16 protein-coding genes and 3 pseudogenes are annotated in these 21,953 nt (G+C 63.6%); 15 read left to right on the top strand and 4 right to left on the bottom strand.

The annotated features are described in order from the left end of the window. Window positions 1-5 precede the first annotated feature (5 nt). The 4 genes from V1278_RS14110 to uraD all read left to right on the top strand — a co-directional run bounded on the left by V1278_RS14110 (window position 6) and on the right by uraD (window position 3,262). Window positions 6-797, top strand: a complete 792-nt coding sequence (locus V1278_RS14110) for a shikimate dehydrogenase family protein (protein ID WP_334381164.1) — start codon at window positions 6-8, stop codon at window positions 795-797. A gap of 215 nt (window positions 798-1,012) precedes the next feature. Next, the gene (locus tag V1278_RS14115; RefSeq protein ID WP_057851712.1) at window positions 1,013-1,426 is read left to right on the top strand and encodes a DUF3830 family protein; all 414 of its coding nucleotides are present in this window, start codon (window positions 1,013-1,015) and stop codon (window positions 1,424-1,426) included. A gap of 2 nt (window positions 1,427-1,428) precedes the next feature. After that, window positions 1,429-2,367, top strand: a complete 939-nt coding sequence (puuE, locus tag V1278_RS14120; protein ID WP_334381165.1) for an allantoinase PuuE — start codon at window positions 1,429-1,431, stop codon at window positions 2,365-2,367. A gap of 10 nt (window positions 2,368-2,377) precedes the next feature. Further along, on the top strand, window positions 2,378-3,262 hold the full coding sequence (gene uraD / locus V1278_RS14125; protein ID WP_334364045.1) for a 2-oxo-4-hydroxy-4-carboxy-5-ureidoimidazoline decarboxylase: 885 nt from the start codon (window positions 2,378-2,380) through the stop codon (window positions 3,260-3,262). Window positions 3,263-3,285: 23 nt separating this feature from the next. Here the strand turns inward: uraD and V1278_RS14130 are convergent, their stop codons facing one another. Further along, complete coding sequence (locus V1278_RS14130) at window positions 3,286-4,680, bottom strand: nucleobase:cation symporter-2 family protein (RefSeq protein WP_334381166.1); 1,395 nt, start codon at window positions 4,678-4,680, stop codon at window positions 3,286-3,288. Between the two features lie 185 nt (window positions 4,681-4,865). Between V1278_RS14130 and pucL the strand changes: the two genes are divergently transcribed. The 5 genes and pseudogenes from pucL to V1278_RS14155 all read left to right on the top strand — a co-directional run bounded on the left by pucL (window position 4,866) and on the right by V1278_RS14155 (window position 11,225). Next, window positions 4,866-5,708 carry a factor-independent urate hydroxylase gene (pucL, locus tag V1278_RS14135; RefSeq protein WP_334381167.1) on the top strand — a complete coding sequence of 281 codons (843 nt, stop codon included), beginning with the start codon at window positions 4,866-4,868 and terminating at the stop codon, window positions 5,706-5,708. Between the two features lie 55 nt (window positions 5,709-5,763). Next, a complete protein-coding gene (locus tag V1278_RS14140; protein ID WP_334381168.1) occupies window positions 5,764-7,044 on the top strand; it encodes an allantoate amidohydrolase in 1,281 nt (426 codons plus the stop codon). Window positions 7,045-7,216: 172 nt separating this feature from the next. Next, complete coding sequence (locus V1278_RS14145; RefSeq protein WP_334381170.1) at window positions 7,217-8,611, top strand: hypothetical protein; 1,395 nt, start codon at window positions 7,217-7,219, stop codon at window positions 8,609-8,611. A 249-nt stretch (window positions 8,612-8,860) separates the two neighbouring features. Continuing rightward, a complete protein-coding gene (locus tag V1278_RS14150) occupies window positions 8,861-9,571 on the top strand; it encodes a cysteine hydrolase family protein (RefSeq protein ID WP_334381171.1) in 711 nt (236 codons plus the stop codon). Further along, window positions 9,568-11,225 (top strand): annotated as a pseudogene (locus V1278_RS14155) (regulator). Before V1278_RS14150 ends, V1278_RS14155 begins: the two are co-directional and overlap by 4 nt. A gap of 187 nt (window positions 11,226-11,412) precedes the next feature. On the opposite strand, the gene V1278_RS14160 reads toward V1278_RS14155, so the two are convergent. Beyond that, entirely contained in the window at window positions 11,413-12,267 is an 855-nt protein-coding gene (locus V1278_RS14160) for a VOC family protein (protein ID WP_334364038.1), read from the bottom strand. Window positions 12,268-12,340: 73 nt separating this feature from the next. Here V1278_RS14160 and V1278_RS14165 point away from each other — a divergent pair, with 73 nt between their 5' ends. Next, window positions 12,341-13,645 carry an NAD(P)/FAD-dependent oxidoreductase gene (locus V1278_RS14165; RefSeq protein WP_334384172.1) on the top strand — a complete coding sequence of 435 codons (1,305 nt, stop codon included), beginning with the start codon at window positions 12,341-12,343 and terminating at the stop codon, window positions 13,643-13,645. A 39-nt stretch (window positions 13,646-13,684) separates the two neighbouring features. Here V1278_RS14165 and V1278_RS14170 read toward each other — a convergent pair. Continuing rightward, a pseudogene (locus V1278_RS14170) lies at window positions 13,685-14,086 on the bottom strand (ATP-binding cassette domain-containing protein); the annotation flags it as partial. Between the two features lie 301 nt (window positions 14,087-14,387). Here V1278_RS14170 and V1278_RS14175 point away from each other — a divergent pair. Then, window positions 14,388-14,687 (top strand): HU family DNA-binding protein, encoded by a 300-nt coding sequence (locus V1278_RS14175; protein WP_057851696.1) that lies wholly within the window; start codon window positions 14,388-14,390, stop codon window positions 14,685-14,687. A gap of 212 nt (window positions 14,688-14,899) precedes the next feature. Here V1278_RS14175 and V1278_RS14180 read toward each other — a convergent pair. Beyond that, a pseudogene (locus V1278_RS14180) lies at window positions 14,900-15,643 on the bottom strand (SDR family oxidoreductase); the annotation flags it as partial. 300 nt (window positions 15,644-15,943) lie between these two features. Between V1278_RS14180 and V1278_RS14185 the strand changes: the two are divergent. From V1278_RS14185 to V1278_RS14200, 4 genes are all read left to right on the top strand, one after another. Continuing rightward, window positions 15,944-16,789 (top strand): CmcJ/NvfI family oxidoreductase, encoded by an 846-nt coding sequence (locus V1278_RS14185; protein ID WP_334381172.1) that lies wholly within the window; start codon window positions 15,944-15,946, stop codon window positions 16,787-16,789. A gap of 78 nt (window positions 16,790-16,867) precedes the next feature. Then, entirely contained in the window at window positions 16,868-18,103 is a 1,236-nt protein-coding gene (locus tag V1278_RS14190) for an MFS transporter (protein WP_334381173.1), read from the top strand. Between the two features lie 51 nt (window positions 18,104-18,154). Then, window positions 18,155-19,822, top strand: coding sequence for a hydantoinase B/oxoprolinase family protein (locus V1278_RS14195; RefSeq protein WP_334381175.1), 1,668 nt, complete (start codon window positions 18,155-18,157; stop codon window positions 19,820-19,822). Further along, complete coding sequence (locus V1278_RS14200; RefSeq protein ID WP_334381176.1) at window positions 19,819-21,864, top strand: hydantoinase/oxoprolinase family protein; 2,046 nt, start codon at window positions 19,819-19,821, stop codon at window positions 21,862-21,864. Before V1278_RS14195 ends, V1278_RS14200 begins: the two co-directional genes overlap by 4 nt. Window positions 21,865-21,953 lie beyond the last annotated feature (89 nt).

The raw sequence follows: 21,953 nt of genomic DNA on the forward strand, positions 1-21,953 counted from the left end.
GAGCGATGCGGCTTCCGACCGGTGCTTCACGATTTGTATTCATCTTTGCCCACCCGGCCGGCCATGTCGGCGCGCCCCGCCACTACACGCCTTACTTCCAGGGCAATGGGCTGGACTGGCACATGGTGCCGCTCGACATCGCGCCGGAACATCTCTCCGAGGCGATCCGCACGCTCGTGAAATCGCCGAGCGTCGCCGGCTTCAATCTCACGATGCCGCACAAGCCGGCTGCGTTCGAGCTGTGCGATGCGGTCGGGCCGGCCGCAGAGTTCGAAGGCGTCGTCAACACGATCCGGATCGAGGCTGGTGGTCGGCTGGTCGGCGAATCCTTCGATGGCGGCGGTTTCCTGAATGCGGCGCGCGAGGAGGGGATATTCGATCCCGACCGCCGCTGCGTCGTGATCGGGGCGGGGGGAGCCGGCCGCGCGATCTGTCACGCGCTGGCTGCCGCAGGCGTGAGGCGGCTGCAAATCCTGAACGAAGCGCCAGGGCCGGTCGAAATCCTCGCCCAAAAACTCCGCAGCCGCTTCCCCGATCTTGAGATCCGCCTAGACGAAAGATTCGATGACGCTGGCCTCTTGGTCAACGCCACCTCGCTTGGGCTTCGCGGGACGGACGCCCTGCCGATGAATCCCGCGAGGCTGCCGGATGATTGCGCCGTATTCGATATCATTGCCGCCCGCCGGACCGAGTTCATGCAAGCCTGCGCCGCGCGCGGCCTGAAGGTGGTCGATGGCGTCGCGATGATCAAACACCAATTGCCCCTGCAGACCGCATTCTGGCGCGGCGAAGCGTGAATAAGGCCGAGCGGAAACCGAGTTCCCAATCAATCCGGGAGCATTCAGTGAATTGCTGCGCTCACAATTAAGGTAGGCGCAAGGGTAGGCGCAGGGTGGACCCAAGGCGCTCGCTGAAACCTCCCGCAAGGCGGAATCGGCCTTGCGTCCGCTTGTTCGGGCTGTAATGGATACGGCTGAACCACGTCCTCACCTATATCCAGAAGAAGAGATCGATGAGCCAACTGATTGTCCGTGCCGGCGAATTTACTTTCCAGGCCCGCTTCGAGGAGCAACTGGCGCCGAAGACGGTCGCCGCCTTTCGCAAGGCGATGCCGTTCGAGAGCCAGGCGATCCACGTCCGCTGGAGCGGCGAGGGTGTCTGGATGCCGCTTGGCGATCTCGATTTCGGCGTCTCCTACGAGAACCACACCAGCTATCCCGCGCCCGGCCAGATCATTCTTTATCCCGGCGGCATCAGCGAGACCGAAATCCTGCTGGCCTATGGCGGCGTGCACTTTGCGAGCAAGATGGGCCAGCTCGCCGGCAACCACTTCATCACCCTGACTTCGGGGTTGGAGAACCTGACCGCGTTCGGCAAGGCCGTGCTGTGGAAGGGCGCGCAGAAGATCCGCTTCGAGGAAGTCTGATCATGGCGGCGCCGACCTATCCGCGCGACTTTCACGGCTACGGGCGCAATCCGCCCGATCCGAAGTGGCCGGGCAATGCGCGGGTTGCGGTGCAGTTCGTGGTCAATTTCGAGGAAGGCGGCGAGAACAATGTTCTCGACGGCGATCGCGCTTCCGAGGCTTTTTTGTCCGACGTGCTGGGTGCGCAGCCCTGGCCCGGACAGCGCCATGCCAACATCGAATCGATGTTCGAATATGGCTCGCGCGCCGGCTTCTGGCGGCTGTGGCGGGCTTTCACCGAGCGCAATTTGCCGGTCACCGTGTTCGGCGTTGCGAAGGCGTTGCAGCGAAATCCCGACGTGGTTGCTGCCATGAAGCAGGCCGGCTGGGACATCGCCAGCCACAGCCTGCGATGGATCGAGCACAAGGACATGTCGGAGAACGAGGAGCGCACCGAGATCGCAGCCGCAATCCGCGTCCACACCGAGGCGACCGGCGCCCGCCCGCTCGGCTGGTACACCGGGCGCTCCTCGATCAACACCTTAAGGCTGCTGATGGAGGCCGGCGGCCTGCTTTATCTCAGCGACTCCTATGCCGACGACCTGCCGTACTGGATCAAGTCGCGCGGCTCAAAGCCCCATCTGGTCATCCCCTATACGCTCGACGCCAACGACATGCGCTTTGTCAACGCGCAGGGCTTTGGCGGCGGCGATGAATTCTTCACCTACCTCAAGGACAGTTTTGACGTTCTTTATGCGGAAGGTGAGCGCGCGCCGAAGATGATGTCGGTCGGCCTGCATTGCCGGGTCGTCGGCCGCCCCGGCCGCGCGGCGGCGCTGATGCGGTTTCTCGACTACATCGGAAGCCACGAGCGCGTCTGGGTGCCGACGCGGCTGCAGATCGCGCAGCACTGGCACGCCAATCTGTCGCATCTTGCCGATAGCGCTTTCGATATCGGATAGGCCGGCACCGATGTTGAAGAAGCTTTCCGATCTAAACCATTGCAGCAAGGATGATTTCGTCGCGGCGCTCGCCAATATTTTCGAGCATTCGCCGTGGGTGGCCGAAGCGGCAGCCGTGCTGCGGCCGTTTGCAGGCATCGGCGCGCTGTTTGCGGCAATGACGGCTGCGGTCGACCGCGCGGCGGACGAAGCGCTGATGACGCTGATCCGGGCGCATCCCGACCTCGCCAACAAGACCCAGCGCGCCACGGGCCTCACCGCGGAATCCTCCGCTGAGCAGGACAGCGTCGGCCTCGATCGGCTGTCGGATGCCGAATATGAAGCCTTCCAGCGCGCCAACAGCGCCTATCGCGCCAAGTTCGGCTTTCCCTATATCGTTTGCGTCCGCCGCCATACCCGCGATTCCATTCTTCGCGATTTCAAGCGCCGTCTGCCGAACGACGCGAAAGCCGAGATGCGGACGTCGATTGCTGAAATTTGCCGGATTGCGGCGCTGCGCCTCGACCAGCTTGTGGCTTCCGGGGATCGGCTGCCGGTGCATGGCCGCCTGTCGACCCATGTGCTGGATACGCACTGCGGCAGGCCCGCGGCGGGGATATCGATCGAGCTCACCGAACTGTCCGATTTAGGGCAGAGTCGCGTCGTGACGCGCGCCGTGACCAACAGCGACGGCCGCACCGATCAGCCATTAATCGGCGGCCGGCCAGTGCCGCTCGGCCGCTATGAACTCATGTTCCGCGTCGGTGACTATTTTGCCGGCCGCAATGTGCCGACCTCCGATCCGCCGTTTCTCGATCGAATTCCCTTGCACTTCTCGGTGAGCGATCCCGAAGGCCATCTCCACGTGCCGCTGCTCGTGACGCCGTGGAGCTATGCGACCTACCGCGGGAGCTAGTGCCGACCCTACAGTTTACCTCACTAATGCGTCGCCGTTGCCGCCGCCGCTGCGGCATCCGCTTCCGCTGCGGACTTGCCGCCGACGCCGTTGAAGAATGCATTCAGCGTCACCGCGACCAGCGCGCTGAGCAGGATGCCGGACTCCAGCAGCGGGTGCAGGTCGTGCGGCAGGTTCTTGAAGAAATTCGGCGAGACCAGCGGGATCATGCCGAACCCGACCGAGATAGCCACCACGAACAGATTATGGCGGTTGTTCTTGAAATCGACCGCGGTAAGGATGCGCGCGCCGGTGGCCGCCACCATGCCGAACATCACGAGCCCGGCGCCACCGAGCACCACCAGCGGCACCGCCTCGACAAGCGCCGCCATCTTTGGCACCAGCCCCAGCAGCAGCAGAATGCCGCCGCCGGCGATGGTCACCCAGCGCGAGCGCACCCCGGTGACGCCGACCAGCCCGACGTTCTGCGAGAACGACGTGTAGGGAAAGGTGTTGAACAGTCCACCCAGAAACGTGCCGACGCCATCGGCGCGTAGCCCGCGGGTCAGCGCATCGCGGTCGACGGTCTTGCCGGTGATTTCGGCAAGTGCCAGGAACATGCCGAGCGATTCGATCATCACCACAATCATCACGATGCACATGGTGATGATTGGGACGAGCTGAAATTTCGGCAGCCCGAAATGCAGCGGCAGCACGATCGCAGCCCATGGCGCCGCGGCAACTTTTTCGAAATGCATGACGCCGAGCAGGGCGGCGAGGATCGCGCCAGCGACGATGCCGAGCAGCACTGCGACATTGGCGACGAAACCGGAGCCCCATTTGATCAGTCCGAGGATGACGAGCAGCACGAACAATGCGATGCCGAGGCCTTGTAACTGGCCGTAGCCGGGATTGGGGAACGCGCCCGGCACGCCATCGACGATCTTGGTCAAGGTCGGCAGGCCGCCACCGGCCCAGTTGATGCCGACCCGCATCAGTGAAATCCCGATCACCAGGATGATGGTCCCGGTGACGACGGGGGGAAACAGCGGCAACAGCCGGCTGATGAACGGCGCAGCAAGTGTGGCGAAAATTCCGGCTGCGATCACCGAGCCATAAATGCCGAGCAACCCGATGTCGGGCGCGGCGGCCATCGCCAGCATCGGGCTGACGGAAGCAAAGGTGACGCCCATCATGACCGGCAGTCGGATACCGACGCCGGGAAAGCCGATGCATTGCACCAGGGTGGCGATCCCGCAGGCGAACAGATCCGCGCTGATCAGGAAGGCAACGTCTTCCGGCGGCAGCTTCAGTGCTCGGCCGATGATCAGCGGCACGGCAACCGCGCCGGCATACATCACCAGCACGTGCTGCAGGCCGAGCGCCAGCAGGCGCGGCGTCGGCAGAACTTGGTCGACTGGATGGGCTTCGCTGCTCATGTTCGGACTCCCCCTGATGCGGGCCGCTCGGCCCGTCTTAACCGATACAAGGCTCGTGCCAGAAGCTGTCCCCTAAAGCCTTGTCCCTAAAGCCTTGCTCTGTGGCACGAAGGTTGCTCAATATCCGAGCTTAGCGGGCGATCGATATCGCCGCAAATTCTCCACCTGAACGGGAGGCCCTTTGCATGCCGTTGATCAAGAACCGATACGGAAAGGGCCGCGTCCGGGTCATGCGGATTCATCGGGACTGTGATCGCCATGAGGTCAGCCAGCTCAGCATCAAGGCAATGATGGAAGGCGACTTTGCCCGTGCCTATACCCATGCCGACAATTCCACATCGGTGGCGACCGACACAATCAAGAACATCGTCAATGTCGTCGCACGCGAGAACACTGGCCTCTGCACCGAGGAGTTTTGCCAGGTGCTGGCGAAACGATATCTCGACACCTATCCGCAGATTGCCTCGGTTGCCCTCACCGCGCATGAGACCAAATGGCGCCGCCTGAGTTTTGGCGGCAAGCCGCATCCCCACAGCTTTGTGCTCGACAACAACGGCAGGCCGTTTGTCGAGGTCGCGGCCGCGCGGGGCGGGCCGTCGACACTGGAATCCGGCATCGACGGGTTCTCCTTCATGAAGTCGACGCAGTCCGGCTGGGAGAATTATCCTAGGGATCGCTACACCACGTTGCCGGAGACCGCCGACCGGATCTGCGCGACCAGCATGGTCGCGTCCTGGAAATGGTCGGGCAAGCCGTCGAACTATCCGGCGGCGAATGCGAAGATTATGGATACCGTGCTCGAAGTGTTCAGCACGACGTACAGCATGAGCGTTCAGGACAGCCTGTACCGGATGGGCGAGGCGGCGTTGGCGGCGGTGCCCGAGATCTCGGAAATCAGCATGGCCTGCCCCAACATGCACTTCATCCCGATGAACCTGTCGGCTTTCGGGTTGGATAATGATAACGACGTTTTCTTGCCCACCGATGAGCCCCATGGTCAGATTGAGTGCACAGTGGGAAGGGGTTAAAAGGCGTCCTCACAATTCGGAAGGCGCCGCTCACGGCGCGTTTCGCTGGAACAGCATGACGAAGATACAGACGGCCAGTGGCGGGACGACAGGATCCCGGCTCGGCGATGAAATCGTAAGCCGTATCAATCAGCTCGGAATGATTTCCGAGACGCCGCAGCATCTGGCGAGGATCTTCCTCTCGCCTGAGCATCGCACGGCAGCCGATCTCATTCTGTCCTGGATGCGGGATGCCGGCATGGAAGCGCATCTCGACGCCATCGGCAATGTCTGCGGCCGTTACGAAGGAGACCGCCCGGGACTGCCCTGCCTGATGCTGGGCTCGCACTACGATACCGTGCGCGATGCCGGCAAATGGGATGGGCCGCTCGGGGTCATCACCGCGATCGCCTGCGTCGCCGATCTGAACCGGCGCGGCGTGCGGCTGCCGTTCGCGATCGAGATCGTCGGTTTTGCCGACGAGGAGGGCGTGCGGTTTGCCTCCACGCTGCTCGGCAGCCGGGCGGTCGCGGGAACCTTCGACGCAAGCGTGCTCGACGCGCGCGACCGTGACGGCGTCTCGATGCGCGAGGCCATGGTGCAATTCGGCCTCGACCCTGGCGAGATCGGTGCAACGGCGCGCACCCGCCGCGAGCTGCATGCCTATGTCGAGCTGCACATCGAGCAGGGGCCGGTGCTGGAACAGCAAAACATTCCTGTCGGCGTGGTGACGGCGATCGCGGGCGCCACGCGGCTCGCCGCAAATCTCTCCGGCATGGCCGGCCATGCCGGGACGGTGCCGATGGCGCTGCGGCGCGACGCGCTGGCGGGCGCTGCCGAATGCATCGTCGCGGTCGAGCAATTCTGCAAGGCCGATGGCGCCGGTCTGGTCGGCACCGTCGGCGTCATCACCGCGCTGCCGGGCGCCACCAACGTCATTCCGGGGCAGGTCTCCTTCACGCTCGACATCCGCGCGCCGGCCGATCCGCACCGCAAGCACGCCGTCGCCGAGATCGTGCAGCAGATCGAGGCAATCGCAAAGCGCCGTGAACTGTCGCTGCAGATCGACGTCACCCATGAGAACGGCACCGTGCCCTGCGCGCCCTGGCTGAAAGCGCAGGTCGCGGAAGCAGTTACTGCCGAAGGCTATGGCGTGTTCGAACTGCCGAGCGGGGCAGGGCATGACGGCATGGCAATGATCGATATATCAGATGTTGCCATGCTGTTCGTGCGCTGCCGCGGTGGCATCAGCCATAACCCGGCCGAGCATGTCGAACTTGCCGACGCAGATGCGGGGGCGCGCGTATTGCTGCGGCTGATCGAGAATTTCCAGCCGAGCGAACCTAGGACGGATTAACGCAGCGTAATCCGCCGCTCGCCTAAGTCGCCTTACGTTCTGAGCACCGCTGCCACGTCCATTTGTGACAAGCAGGTGACATCATAATTCATCTGACAGAAAGACGAATCGACGATGTCATGAGTAGCAACACGTGATAGTCGAAACCACGAGACCTCGTTGATCCAAGCCTATGCATCGTCATATTTCATTTTCATCACATCGCGAATACCGGTTTTATCAGGGTCCGTTTGCCTCCTGTGTCGCCAACGGTATTCAGGCCGTCAATTTTCTCGGTGATCGCTTCCTGAGAAGGTATCGCCCATCGGCCGGGATCGAGGAGCTGTACGCGCACTCGGTCAACAGTGCCTTTTCTCCGACGGAGGACTTTCTGGTCACGGGGGCGCCGCACGCATCCGCCTATTATCCCCGGGACTTTGCCTGGTTTTATCCAGACGTACTCGATCCCGAGACCATCCTGGATTCCGAGGATGCCGTCCGCAGGGTTGGCTTGCTGGACAAAAGCGTCCGGCTGATGTTGGAGGCCGTTCGCTCCGATGTCGTCACGACGACCATCGTTCCCGCAGGCAACGATCGTTACATCGGCGTCAATTACTTCTCGCTGCCGTCGGATACGCTGCTGGGCATTCTCGCGGGTCTGGAGCAGATTATGCGCGCGGACCAAAGGACATCTTGGTATTTGGCGATGGCGCAAGGCGCGCATGCCGGCCGCTTGTTGCTTGGCGAGTATCGGAAGGACCTGGAGAAAGCGATATTTCAACTTGCCGGCTCGTTGCAGCCGTTCGACGACAACGGCCTCACAGCTTTGCTGTGCGACGTAACGGCACCCCGTTCCGCGGCGACGGATACCCGGGCCGAGCGCCGGCGGTTCGTCACCAATGCATGCGTCTACGCGACCTTTGTGCGCGGAATACGGTTGGGGGTGATCGACCAGATCGAGCTGGAAGGGCTGCTCGGACGCACGCTTTCACAATATAAAAAGCAGTTGCTCGGGCTGTTCGGCAAGCATGGCTATATCACGCATTCCCTGGATTCCCCGAGCGAACCGGGGGCGTCTTCCGTTGCCCTGGACTTCGTCAATGTGCACCAGGGATTTTGGGATCTGAGCGAGGTAAGCGAACGCGCGCTATTCGCAGCCACGACGGATCTGATCCTTGGCGAACCGCGGTTTCGAATCCCGGATACATCACACTTCCTGGTGTCCACGGATAACCCGCAGAACAAGGTGATCCACAAGATTGCGGCTCCGGCCTACCAGGGGCGTTCCTGCTGGCCGACGTTTAACGTCGAATTCGCCGATCGCATGCTGGAGTACGATGAATTTTCCGGCACCGACAAGTACCGGTCCTGCGCCCGCGATATATTGAGGGACATCCGTCGCGCGACCGAAACGCACGGCGGCTATCAGGAGCTTCTATCCGAAGAAGGTCAGAAATATCGCACATGGGCCTATCAGAGCGCAGTCGCTCACTCGTGGTTTCCGCGTTTTCTGACGGTCTGGAGCAGAGCATTCGGGACGCCGCTGCTGAGCTGGAATTCGCAATCTCTTGAGGTGGCCTCTGCATAGCGAGGCGATGCCCGGCGCCAGGACAGACAAGTTGTCGTTCAGCACGCGCAATTGCGGTTTGCTTAGATAGTGAGCAGATGCCCGTCCAGAATGCGTTGGACGGAAAGCGCACCGCCTCAGCATCGACAATCAACGAATTGAAACAACGATCAATTTTGTCGCTGTCGGCCGCCGGTCGCCATTGTACACAATGGCACGCGCCTTGCTTGATTTCTCCCGAGGGGTTCTCTCGTTCGGGGCGCGTACGTCATGGCGAACTCAAGTAAGCTCGCAGCGGAGCCGGAGCCGATCGAGCTCGACTGGGCAGCGACCGCGCTTCTCATCATCGACATGCAGCGCGATTTCATCGAGCCCGGCGGCTTCGGCGAAACGCTCGGCAACGACGTCAGCCAGCTCGCGCGCGCGGTGAAGCCGATCGCCGCCGTGCTGGAAGCGGCGCGCGCGGCCGGCATGCTGGTCATTCACACCCGCGAGGGCCATCTGCCCGACCTTTCCGACGCGCCGCCGGCCAAGGTCGAGCGCGGCGCGCCGTCCTTGCGCATCGGCGATCCCGGCCCAATGGGCCGCGTCCTCATTCGCGGCGAACCCGGCCACGACATCATTCCCGAACTCTATCCGCTCGACAGCGAGATCGTGATCGACAAGCCGGGCAAGGGCGCCTTCTACGCCACCGAGCTCGGTGACGTCTTGCAGCGCTACGGCATCGAGAACCTTTTGGTATGCGGCGTCACCACTGAGGTCTGCGTCAACACCACGGTGCGCGAAGCCAACGACCGTGGCTATCGCTGCGTGGTGCTGGCAGATGGCTGCGCCTCCTATTTTCCCGAATTCCACGAGATGGGCCTGAAGATGATCAAGGCGCAGGGCGGCATCTTCGGCTGGGTCTCGGATTCAGCTGCGGTGCTGGACGCACTTTCACCGGAGATTCCAACAACGGCAGCAGCAGGGGGATTGCGATGAGCACGAGCGCAACGGGGACATCAGGTACATCCACTTTCAAGCCGGCGCTGTGGACGCCGGGCGACTGGAACGCGCTGTTCGGCTTCGGCACCAACATCCTCGTCAACATGCTGGTGCTGACCGGCTTGCTGCGCTTCGTGCTGAAGATGCCGGACAATATCGTGTTCGGCCGCATCCTGCCGGCGCTCGGCCTCATGATGTGCCTCTCGACGTTCTATTACGCATATCTCGCCTACAAACTGGCGCAGAAGACCGGCCGCAACGACGTCTGCGCGCTGCCGTCCGGCGTCAGCGTACCGCACATGTTCATCGTCACCTTCGTGATCATGCTGCCGATCACGCTCAAGACCGGCGACCCCGTGAAGGGCTGGTCGGCCGGCCTGGTCTGGGTGTCCTTCCAGAGTTTTATCCTGATGATCGGCGGTTTCATCGCGCCCTACATCCGAAAAATCACCCCGCGCGCGGCGCTGCTCGGCACGCTCGCCGGCGTCTCGGTCACCTTCATCTCGATGCGCCCGGCGCTGGAAATGTACATGACGCCGCAGATCGGCCTGATCTGCTTCGCCATCATCCTGGTGAGCTGGTTCGGTGGCGTGAAATATCCGAAGGGGATTCCGGCAGGCCTTGTCGCCATTGCCGCCGGCATGCTGATCGCGTGGGGCTCGAACCTGTTCGGCCTCGGGCTCGGCGGGTTGAGCCTGAAGGGCCTCAGTGATGCCTTTGCCAATTTCGGCTTCTCGGTACCGCTGCCGGCCTTCGGCCACGTCTTCTCCGGCTTCGAATTCCTCGGCATCATCCTGGTGACCGCGATCCCGTTCGGCATCTACGACCTCGTCGAAGCCATGGACAATGTCGAAAGCGCGGAAGCCGCCGGCGACGAATATCCGACCACGCGGGTGCTGATGCCGACGGCGTCGTCAGCCTGATCGGTTGCCTGATGGGTAATCCCTTCATCAACGCTGTTTATATCGGCCATCCCGGCTGGAAAGCGATGGGCGGGCGGATCGGCTATTCGGCCGCGACCGGCGTCATGGTGGTGCTGCTGTCGTGGTTCGGCATCATCTCGGTATTGCTGGCGCTGGTGCCCGTGGTCGCGATCTCGCCGATCCTGCTCTATATCGGTATGCTGATCGGCGCGCAGGCGTTCCAGACCACGCCGCTCAAGCACGCTCCCGCGATCGTGCTGGCGCTGACACCCCATCTCGCGGCGTGGGCGAAACTGCAGATCGACACCATGCTCGGTGCGAGCATGGCTGCGGCGCAAGCCGTCGGCGGTCTTGCGGCCGACAAAGTCGGCGCGGTCAAATCAGCAGCCCTTGCATCGCTACCGCAGCAAGGCGTGCTCTATCACGGGCTGGAAGTGATGGGCGGCGGCTCGATCCTCACCGGCCTCGTGCTGGGCGCAATTGGCGTGTTCGTGATCGAACGCGACTTCATGAAAGCGTCAGCCTTTGCGCTGGCTGGCGCGATCATGACCTATTTCGGCTTCATGCACGGCGAAGCCGTCGGCATCGGCGGCGGTCTCGATGTCACGCCGGGCGTGGCGCTGGCCTATGCCGTGATGGCGGCGGGACTGTTTGCGCTGGCGAAGACGAGTCCGAGCGTGGATTACAGCGCACATCCGGAGCTACCTGCGGCAGCGCCCGCGGAGTAATCGGCCGTCGCGTTCCCCGGACGCAGCGCATCGCGTTCGGGATCGCGCTTCGCGCGACTCCGGCGGTGCGCTGCAGAGCCGAGGTCCACGCCGCGGCTGCGTCCCGGCTCTGCGAAGCAGCGTACCGGACGATGCTTCGCATCGTCGGGAGAACGCTGCGTCGCGTCCGGGACGCGAGCACTCCGACTTACCCCTTAACGAACACCAGCATCGTGCCGTTGCCCTCTGCCGGCGGCACCACAACGCCATCAGCACTTTTCACGCCGACAGCGCCGAGCGCCTGTTCCGCCGCCGCGAGATCGGCCGCGATCACCAGCCCCGCGCCGCCGCGCTCGGGCAGCCCCGTCAGCGGAACGCCAGGGTAGCGTGTGCCGAGCTGGGTCTTTGTCAGGAATATGAAGTCGGCGCGGTCGCCGCCTGAGGGGACCGCAATGACGCCGTCTGGTTCGACCAGTGCCTCACGATCGATCATGCTCGCAAGTTGCGCGGCGTCATCCGCCGGCTCCGGCGTGACGATCAGCACCTGCTTCAGGCGCTTGGCGCCATTGGCGTGCTTCATCAATTCGGGAATCCAAACCGTCTCGCGCGTCTTGTGCTGGCAGGCAAACATGCGCACGCCGCCCGGCGCTTCTGCCGTCGGCCATTGGAAGATGCGAAACTTGGCCGCGGATACCGTGCCATCCGGCATCGTCACGGGACGTTCGAAATCGGTCGGTCCAATCGGCGGATAGCCGCGCGCGCGAATTTCTTCCGCGCCTTCGGCGGAATCCACCGCCGTGAACGCGATGCGCTCGATGCCTTCGCCGTTCTTTTCCAGATATGTCCGCGCCGGAGCATTATGTTCTGTCGGCGTCAGCACGCCGAGCAATTCCATGTAGTCGGGGTCGAACATGATGGTGTAGTTGCCCGATCCCATATGTGCGCTGTGGGTGCCGCGCGGCGACACGGTGAAGCCGAGCCGCTTGTAGTTTTCGGCGGCTTTGTCGAGATCTTTCACCATGACCACGGCGTGATCGATTCCGATGATGTTTTTGAGTGCCACTCTTTTGTTCCCTGAGGCTCGTTAGCGGTCTAAGCTAATCAGAACGATCAGTAGCCTGCAAGAAAGGATCATGATGAACACGAGCAACGTCCGCTGGCCCGATTCATTGTGGGCGGCAGTGACGCCATCGGGGCCTGATTTGCCGGAACTGATCGGCTCGCGGCAGGCCGATGTGATCGTGATCGGCGGAGGCTTCACCGGACTTTCCACCGCGCTGCATCTGCGCGAAGCGGGCGTCGATGTCGCGATTGTCGAAGCCGCGGAGCCGGGCTGGGGTGCATCGGGCCGCAACAATGGCCAGGTGATCCCGACGCTGTCGCGGCCCGATCCGGAAGATATCATCGCCAGGCACGGTGCGGCCGGCGAACGTTTCGTCGGCATGTTGCGCGACAGCGCTTCTCATCTCTTCGACGTGACAAGGCGCTACAGGATCGACGCCGAGGGGGAACAGGCCGGCTGGGTTCAGCCCGTGCATTCGCCCGGCCGCATCAAGATCGCGGAACGGCGGGTGCGGCAGTGGTTGAAGTTCGGCGCGCCCGTTGAGTTGCTGTCGCGCGAGCAGACACGCGACATGCTCGGCTCCGATGCATGGTTCGGCGGCTTCTGGAACAAAACCGGCGGCCACATCAATCCGCTGGCGCTGGCCCGTGGCCTCGCGCGCACCGTGCTCGGCCTCGGCGCGCACATTTACGCGCGCTCGCCGGCGGAAAGTTTTGAGCGACGGGGCGACCGCTGGGTCGTCAAAACCGAGAAGGGCGAGATTTCCGGCCGTGCGCTGGTCGTGGCGAGCAATGCCTATAGCGGCGAGTTCTCCAGATCGCTGGTGCCTGAGATTACGCGCGAGGTGATGCCGGTGCTGTCGTGGCAGATGGCGACGCAGCCGTTGTCGGACAACGTCCGAAAGACCATCATTCCCGGCCGGCAGGCGATGTCGGATACCCATGGCGAACTCTATTTCGCGCGCTACGACGCGCGAAACCGCCTGGTCACCGGCGGCGCGGTGATTGGCCCCGGCAACAAGGTGGAGCGGATCAAGGCGCGCGTCACCGAACGCCTGCAGCGGCTGTGGCCGCAGATCGGCGAGGTCTCGTTCGATTATGTCTGGAACGGTTATGTCGGCATGACCACGGATTTCCTGCCGCGCATTCACAAGCTCGGGCCCAATGCGTTCGGCTGGACCGGTTGCAACGGCCGCGCCGTGGCGCTGACGATTCCGCTTGGCAACGAGCTCGCAAAGGCCGTCCGCGGCGTGCCGGAGAACGAACTGGCACTTCCGTTCACCGAGCCAGTGCCGATCGTCGCCCACGGCATTTTGCGAAAACTGGCGCCGCTGATGCTGCTGGTCTACCGCCGGCGAGATGCCAGGGAGATGGCGTGATCTTCTCCCTCTCCCCCGCGAAAGGGCGGGAGGGAGCAACTACACCGCCGCCGTCGCGTGCTCCCGCGCAAACTCCCCGCCGGGGATCGAGTCGAGCAGCGCGCGCGCATACGGATGCTGCGGATTTCCGAACACCTCCGCCGCGTGTCCGTGCTCCACCACCTCACCATCCTTCATCACCGCGACGAGGTCGCAGATTTGCGCCGCCACGCGCAAATCATGCGTAATGAAGACGATCGAAAGCCCGAGCCGCGCCCGCAATTCGGCGAGCAGCGTTAACACCTGCGCCTGCACGGAAACGTCTAGCGCCGACACCGGCTCGTCCGCCACCAGCACGTCCGGCTTCAGCGCCAGCGCCCGCGCAAGTCCAATACGCTGGCGCTGGCCGCCGGAGAATTCGTGCGGGTAGCGGTCGCCGGCGGAAGGATCCAGCCCGACCAAACAACGTGCTTACTGGCCGCTCAATCTGCGCATTTTGTCCTGTCAGAAGGCAAATCACGGCTCGCCCCGGTAGGGGCAAAGACCCGAGGGCAGGGTCAGATTGTCCGGAAAGGGGGCCTCGGGGTGCGCTGATTCCCCATAAAAATAGGGCTCCGGACGGTTTCCGATGCCAAAAACCCCGGAAAAATTGGACGAATCACTGCAACTCGACTAGCGAGATAGTTGTGCAGAATGTCGGAAACCCTGTTTTTTAGGCGGTTTCCGACATATCGTCGCCTGTGCCAGAATCAATGGAGCAACCATGGCCACCCAAATGTCTAAGTCGCAGCTCATCGAGAAGATCGCGACCACCACCGAAGTTTCGAAGAAAGAGGTCAAGAACGTGATGGACACGCTCGTTGACGTCGGCCACAAGGAGCTGAAGAAGAACGGAGTGTTCCTCGTTCCCGGCTTCGCGAAATTCGTCGTGGTGAAGAAGCCGGCGACCAAGGCTCGGAAGGGCACCAACCCCTTCACGGGCGAGGAAATGATGTTCAAGGCCAAGCCGGCTCGCAAGATCGTCCGGGCCCGCCCGGTCAAGGCCGCCAAGGACGCGGTTTAAGAAAAAGCGAAAAGGCCCCTGGCGACGGGGGCCTTTTTGTTTTGTTTACCTCGCCCCGCTCTTGCGGGGAGAGGTCGCCGCGCTTACGCGGCGGGTGAGGGGCGCGCTCTCCGCGTACTCCGATCTTTCGAATTTGCCGAAACAGCCCCTCACCCCAACCCTCTCCCCGCAAGAGCGGGGCGAGGGAGAAGATGCAGCAGCGCAGCTCGCTCTTACACCACCGGCGACCGCCCGCCATCGACATTGATGGCGGTGCCGGTGATGAACGAGCCCTGATCGGAAGCGAGGAAACAGGCCAAATTGGCGAATTCCTCCGCTGTGCCGATGCGCCCCAAAGGCGTGCCCTTGGCGAGATTCTTGGCAAACACCTCGAAATCCATTTCGGGTGCCTGCGCGGCGTGGCGCTTGACCCATTGATCGCTCATGATCAGGCCGACCAGCATGGCGTTCACCAGGATGTTGTGCTCGCCGCCTTCGCTCGCCATCACCTTGGTCAGCGCCATGCCGGCCGCCCGTGAGACCGAGGTCGGCGCCGAGGAGGCCGCCGGCGCCTTGGCGTAGGTGTTGAGCACGTTGATGATGCGGCCCCATTTGCGCGCCTTCATGCCCGGCCAGACCAGCCGGCTGAAGCGGATCGCAGCGAATAGTTTGAGATCGAGGTCTTCCTGCCAGGCCTCGTCGGAGATGTTCTCGAACGCCATTGTCCGCGCGGTGCCTGCATTGTTGATGAGGATGTCGACCGGGCCGAGGTCGGCGACAATCCTTTCATGCGCATTGCCGATGTCTTCCGCCTTCGAGACGTCGCAGACGTAATCGCGGACCTCCAGTCCGTCCTTCGCAAGCAGCTTTCGCGCCGCCGTCAGGTCGGCTGCGCCGCGCGCGAGGATCGCCACTTTGGCGCCGGAGGCGGCAAATCGCCGCGCGACGGCGAGGCCAATGCCCTTGCTGCCGCCGGTGACGACGGCGCTCTGTCCTTCATCGTGACTTGCATGTGGTTTTGCCTGTGCGTTGAGCTGGAACGGGTCGAGTGAACCACATTGTTGCCGTGCCTCATCGCAGCGTCAACGCGCGCTCTTGCGCGATGACGAACGCGTGAGGGGCGGAAATACCATGCGGGTTGGCCGGCACTTTCGAAAAGGATTTTCCCCGTTTGCCGCCACCGGGAACGGCAATGTTGCTATTTTCGAGCGCGCCTTGTGGGGTTCGGCGGCCGCGCCAAGATCAAGCAGAACAACAATGGAGTCCAGGAGACCACCATGGGCCTGCAGCAAGCAAAACTCGAATCGCTTCCCTTCGTCACCGCCGAGCTGAACTATCTCGCGCCGACGCCGGGAAAGCCCCGCACCTACGCTTTCGATCCGCCGCCGGGCGAAGCCAAATCCACCGCGCTGCCCGAACCGCACAACGTTCCGATCTTCGACGCGCGCCTGATCGCGGCAAACCTTTCGCTCGACCGCGAAGGTTTTGCGCTGGTCCGCCATCCCACCATCGTCAGGAATTTCTACGACGATAAGGAAGTGAGGAACGTCTACTATCCCGCCGTGGAAGCCTTCCTGAAGGCGACGCTCAAGGCCGACCGCGTCTTCATCTTCGACCACACCGTACGCAAGCGCGTGGAGGGCGCCGCCGATATCAGGGGGGCTGGCCCACGCCAGCCGGCCACACGCGTCCATGTCGACCAGACCGACAAATCAGGCGCCAACCGCGTGCGCGAACATCTGCCGGATGAGGCCGACGAGCTTCTGAGGGGACGGGTGCAGGTCATCAACGTCTGGCGGCCGATCCGGGGGCCCGTGCTGGATGCGCCGCTGGCGATGTGCGACGGCCGGACGGTGGAGCCGGGCGATCTCGTCGCTTCCGACCTGATCTATCCGAACCGCAGCGGCGAAACCTATTCGGTCAAATACAATCCGAATCATCGCTGGTACTACATTCCGGAAATGCGGGCCGACGAGGCGTTGCTGTTGAAGTGCTACGATTCCGCAACCGATGGCCGCACGCGGTTCGGGCCGCATACCGCCTTCATCGATCCGACCACGCCGGCCGATGCGCCGCCACGCGAGAGTATCGAACTGCGAACGCTGGTGTTCCACAGGACCTGATCGCTGCGAGCGGCGGATTCGCGTTCTCAACATATTGGTGCTACCTCGCCCCGAACCGGTTTTGGGGCGAGACGGCTCATGGACGACGGCAAGGCCGACGGTGCGGATGTCAATTTCCGCGCCCTGATTTTTGCGCTGCTGGCGCTGGCCTGCGGCCACATGCTGTCTACGCTGCTGCGAACCATTCCGGCCATCAGCCTCGACGTGATGGCGGCCGATTTCAAAACGCCCTCGCAGACGCTGGCCAGCCTGACCTCGATCTATCATTTCGCCTTTGCCGCTTCGCAGATTCCGGTCGGCGCAGCGATGGATCGGTTTGGCGTGCGGCCGGTGTCGCTCGGTCTGCTGGCGGGAACCATCGTCGGCGCGCTGGCGTCGGGTCTGGCCACCGGGCCGGAGGGCTTTCTGTTCGGCCAATTTCTGCTCGGGGTCGCCACCTCGGGCATGCTGATGTGCCCGATGACGCTGGCGGCGAAGCAGATGTCGGCGGCACGCTTCGGCCTTTGGTCCGGCATCATTCTCTCGATCGGCAATATCGGCATGCTGCTGTCGTCGAGCCCGCTGGCCTTCGTCGTCGAACATTTTGGCTGGCGCGCGGGGTTTTGGATCTCTGCCGGTTTCGGCGCTGCCGTTGCGCTGGCCGTATTTCTGCTGGTTCCGAAACAGCCGGCCGCGCATGCCGATCCGTCCTCGCCGCTGTCGCAGATGGCCGATGTCCTGCGCATCGGCCTGTCGCGACCACTGCGCGGCCTGATCGCGCTGGCGCTGGTTTCGCTCGCGGCCTCGCTGGTGATGCGGGGCTTGTGGGGCGGCCCGTGGTTGATGGAAGTCAAGGCGCTCGGCCGCATCGAGGCCGGCAACGTGCTTGGCCTGTTCACGCTGGCGCTGATCGTAGGCCCCTTGTTGATGGGCATTCTCGATCGCACCATCGGCCATCGCCGCGAAGTGCTGGCCGCGACGCATTCCCTTGCGGCGTTGCTGCTAGCCCTGGCAGCGGCCGGCGCGCCCAACTATCCACTGTCCGAGTTGCTCGGCGTAAAGGCCGTGCCGGCGCAGATCGATGGCGCGCTATTTGTCATGATGGGCATCGCGATATCGACGCAGCCGCTGCTCTTCGGCATGACGCGGCAAATGGCGGGCGCGCAGAACGCCGGCAAGGCGCTCTCTGCGATCAACCTCGCATTCTTCCTCGGCGCCGCACTGATGCAATCGACAACCGGCGTAGTGGCAACGATCTTCGGCCTTCCCGCAGTGCTGCTATTCATGGCCGCGGCCTTGATAGTCGGGGTGATTGTGTTTTTGATGTACACGTAGGATGGTAGAGCGAAGGGAAACCCATCGAACGGCAAGTAATAACGGCACCGAATGTCCGCCAAGATCGATCCCATCACGCGTTCCGTCGTCCAGCATCGCCTCAGTTCGATCGTGAAGGAGATGGGCGAGGCGATGCTTCGCACCTCCTATTCGCAGATCCTCAATTCCAGCCGCGATTTCTCGCTGGCGATCTGCGACACCAGCGCACGACTGATCGCGCAGGCTGATCACTTACCTGTGCATGTCGGCGCGCTGCCCTGGGCGACGCTCGCGGTCGAAGAGCGGTTCAAGGATGTGAAGTGGGGCGATGTCATCCTGCTCAACGATCCCTATTATGGCGGCAGCCATCTGCCTGATTTGACCGCCTTCGTGCCGGTGTTCGACGGCGAGCGGCGGCTGCTCTGGACCATCGTGCGCGCACACCAGAGCGACATCGGCGGCGCCACCCACGGCGCTTATAACCCCGCCGCGACCGAGATCTATCAGGAAGGGCTGCGCGTTCCGCCAATCAAGCTCTATGAAGCGGGCAAGCTCCGCGACGATCTGCTTGACCTGCTGGCGCTGAACATTCGCAACCCCAGAGAGTTCCGCGGCGACCTCGCGGCGATGCTCGGCGCGGCGCATCTCGGCGAGCGGCGGTTGTCGCGACTGTTCGCCGAGTTCGGCGCGCCGGTGGTCGAAGCCGCGGTGGAAGCCATCCTCGACGCGACCGAGCAGCAGACCCGCGCGGTGGTCTCGACCTGGAAGGACGGCGTGTTTTACGGCGAGGCGTTTCTCGACGACGACGGCCATGGCCGTACCGATATCCGCATAGCCGCCAAGGTCACCAAGAACGGCAGCGACGTCGAAGTCGATCTCACCGACTCCGATCCGCAATCGACCAGCTTTGTGAACTCCTCGCACGCCAACATGCAGGCCGCGGTGGCGATGGCGTTTGCCTATCTGATCGATGCGGAAATCCCCAAGAACACCGGCGCGCTGCGGCCGCTGAAGGTAATTGCGAAACAGGGCACGGTGGTGTGGGCCGATCCGGGCCGGCCGGTGACGCTGTGCACCAGTCATCCGTCCAATGAAATCGTCGAGGCCATCGTGAAAGCCCTGTCGGCGTCCTGCCCGGAGCGCGCAATGGCGGGCTGGAGCCGGCGCTTTCGCATCGCGATCCAGGGTGAGGACCCGCGCACCGGCAAGAATTTCATCTGGCACCTGTTCCAGGCGCGGCCCGGCGGCGGCGCGTCGTCGGGCGGCGACGGTTGGTCGTCGATCGGCGAATGGCACTCGGTCGGCGGGCTGAAGTTCGGCAGCCTGGAGGTGGCCGAAGTGCGCTTTCCGCTGCATTTCCGTAACCATGAATTCCGCCCCGGCTCCGGCGGCGACGGACAGCATCGTGGCGGTCTCGGCGTGTCGCTCGATCTGGTACTGGAGACGGAAAAGCCTGCGAAGGGCAATACCGCCGGCGACGGCGCGCGACACGGTCCGTGCGGCATGCTCGGCGGTGAGGACGGCAAGCCGCACCATTATCGTCTACTCTCCGAGGGCCGCGAGCCGCGCGTGCTGCGCACCAAGGAAGTCGGTATCGAGCTGCGTCCCGGCGATTGCCTCGAAATACGTTCCTCCGGCGGCGGCGGCTGGGGGCCGCCTGCGAAACGATCGGCGGATGCGCGGCGGCGCGACCGCGAGCAGGGCCTGACCGAAGTCGCGGCGGAGCAGGCGTCCTCATGATGTTCAGGATAGGCGTTGACGTCGGCGGCACCTACACCGATCTCGTGGCCACGGACGAGACCGGACGAACCGTATTTGCAAAATCGCCATCTACTCCGGCGGATCAGTCGATCGGCGTGATGGCGGGGCTGGAAGAATTGGCGCGACGGCTCAACGTCACACGCGCGGACATGCTCGCGGCGACCGATCGCCTCGTGCACGGCACGACGGTCGCGACCAATGCGCTGCTGGAGCGCAAGGGCGCAAAAGTGGCGCTGATCACCACCGAAGGTCATCGCGACGTCATCGAGATGCGCGAGGGACTCAAGCCCGACCGCTACGATCTGCGCTCGCCGCCACCGGCGCCGCTGGTGCCGCGTGACCTGCGCCTTGGGGTCAGGGAACGACTCAAGGCCGATGGCAGTGTCCTTGTTCCGCTCGACCCAAAGTCGCTCGACGATGCCATTGCCGGCATCAGGCAATCGGGCGCGAGCTCGGTCGCGGTGTGCTTTCTGCATTCCTATCTCAACCCGGTTCACGAACTCGCCGCCGTCGAGCGGCTGAAGCAGGCGCTGCCCGGCATCAGCATCTCGCGCTCCAGCGACGTGCTGCCGCAGATCAAGGAATATGAGCGCGTCTCGACCACGATCGTGAACGCCTACGTCGAGCCGATCGTGCGGCGCTATCTGACCAACCTCGAAGCGCGGCTCGGCGAAGCCGGCTTCAAGGGCAGTCTCTTCGTGGTGCTGTCGCATGGCGGCATGGCGCCGGTCGAGGAAGCTTCGCGCCTTGCCGCGGGCACGGTGCTGTCAGGCCCCGCGGGCGGCATGTCCGGCGGACGGCGCTGTTCCGACTTGGTCGGCATTCCCGATCTGGTGCCGTTCGACATGGGCGGCACCTCCACCGATATCTCGCTGATTTCTGGGGGACAGGTCTCGCTCTCCGCCGACGGCATGCTGGCCGGCCAGCGCATCGCGCTGCGCAGCCTCGACATCGCCAGCATCGCCGCGGGCGGCGGCTCGATCGCGAGCGTCGATGCCAGCCGCACCCTGCGGGTCGGGCCCGAAAGCGCGGGCTCGGTACCTGGCCCGGCCTGTTACGGCAATGGCGGCGAGGCTGCCACCGTCACCGACGCCAATGTCGTGCTCGGCTATCTCGACGCCGCAGCCTTCATGGGCGGCAAGCGCCCGCTCGACCGCGCGGCGTCGGAGGCGGCCGTCGACCGCATCGCTGAAACGATGGAGCTGTCGCGCATCGAGGCCGCCGCCGGCATCTACCGCATGATCAATTTGAACATGGCCGACGGCATCCGCCTGATGACGCTGCGCCGCGGCGTCGATCCGCGAAAATTTGCGCTGTTGAGCTTCGGCGGCGCGGCGGGCCTGCACGCGGCGGAGGTCGCGCGCGAGCTCGAGATCAAGCGCATCATCGTGCCGACGGTGGCGTCCGTGCTGTCGGCCTGGGGCATGCTGACCAGCGATCTCCGCTATGAAGTTAGCCGCACGCATTATGGCGCCGGCGCGCGCATCTCGGCCGACGAAGTGCGCGGGCTGTTTGCCGGACTGGAACAGCAGGCCGCCGGCCGGCTGCGCTCATGGTTCGATGGGCCGATCGCAATCGAGCGCTCCGCCGAAATGCGCTACGGCGAGCAGATCTTTGAGATCGACGTCTCGCTCGACGGTCTTGACTGGAATGCCGCCGATCTCGTCGAGCAGATCGAGGACCGCTTTCACGTCAGGCACGAGGAATTGTACACCTACGCCTCGCGCGGCCAGGAAGTCGTGTTCGTCAACGCGCGCGTGGCAGCGGTCGGTGAAGTCCAGCGGCAGGACGAGGGCGCGCGGGAGAGCGCAGCATCCAGCACCTGTTCGCCACGCAGCCAGCGGCAGGCCTTCTTCGGCGGCTGGCGCGAAGTCCCGGTCTACGCGCTCGATGACCTGCAGCCCGGCCACACTTTGGCCGGACCCGCCATCATCGAGGCCGAGACCACGACCGTTGTGGTCGATATCGGCGACCGCGTCGCGGTGAATACGCTGGGATGGCTGGATATTACGCTCCGGTGAAGCGGAGAGCGTAGGGTGGGCAAAGGCGCGCAAGCGCCGTGCCCACCATCGATCCGCGAGGATGAAGGGTGGGCACGCTGAGCCTGTCA

The sequence above is a fragment of the Bradyrhizobium sp. AZCC 1577 genome (assembly GCF_036924575.1).
Classification (GTDB): Bacteria; Pseudomonadota; Alphaproteobacteria; order Rhizobiales; family Xanthobacteraceae; genus Bradyrhizobium.

Coding starts and splice junctions, on each gene's coding strand:
- V1278_RS14110 (WP_334381164.1), top strand. CDS start 6: ATGCGGCTTCCGACCGGTGCTTCACGATTTGTATTCATCTTTGCCCAC.
- V1278_RS14115 (WP_057851712.1), top strand. CDS start 1,013: ATGAGCCAACTGATTGTCCGTGCCGGCGAATTTACTTTCCAGGCCCGC.
- puuE (WP_334381165.1), top strand. CDS start 1,429: ATGGCGGCGCCGACCTATCCGCGCGACTTTCACGGCTACGGGCGCAAT.
- uraD (WP_334364045.1), top strand. CDS start 2,378: ATGTTGAAGAAGCTTTCCGATCTAAACCATTGCAGCAAGGATGATTTC.
- V1278_RS14130 (WP_334381166.1), bottom strand. CDS start 4,680: ATGAGCAGCGAAGCCCATCCAGTCGACCAAGTTCTGCCGACGCCGCGC.
- pucL (WP_334381167.1), top strand. CDS start 4,866: ATGCCGTTGATCAAGAACCGATACGGAAAGGGCCGCGTCCGGGTCATG.
- V1278_RS14140 (WP_334381168.1), top strand. CDS start 5,764: ATGACGAAGATACAGACGGCCAGTGGCGGGACGACAGGATCCCGGCTC.
- V1278_RS14145 (WP_334381170.1), top strand. CDS start 7,217: ATGCATCGTCATATTTCATTTTCATCACATCGCGAATACCGGTTTTAT.
- V1278_RS14150 (WP_334381171.1), top strand. CDS start 8,861: ATGGCGAACTCAAGTAAGCTCGCAGCGGAGCCGGAGCCGATCGAGCTC.
- V1278_RS14165 (WP_334384172.1), top strand. CDS start 12,341: ATGAACACGAGCAACGTCCGCTGGCCCGATTCATTGTGGGCGGCAGTG.
- V1278_RS14175 (WP_057851696.1), top strand. CDS start 14,388: ATGGCCACCCAAATGTCTAAGTCGCAGCTCATCGAGAAGATCGCGACC.
- V1278_RS14185 (WP_334381172.1), top strand. CDS start 15,944: ATGGGCCTGCAGCAAGCAAAACTCGAATCGCTTCCCTTCGTCACCGCC.
- V1278_RS14190 (WP_334381173.1), top strand. CDS start 16,868: ATGGACGACGGCAAGGCCGACGGTGCGGATGTCAATTTCCGCGCCCTG.
- V1278_RS14195 (WP_334381175.1), top strand. CDS start 18,155: ATGTCCGCCAAGATCGATCCCATCACGCGTTCCGTCGTCCAGCATCGC.
- V1278_RS14200 (WP_334381176.1), top strand. CDS start 19,819: ATGATGTTCAGGATAGGCGTTGACGTCGGCGGCACCTACACCGATCTC.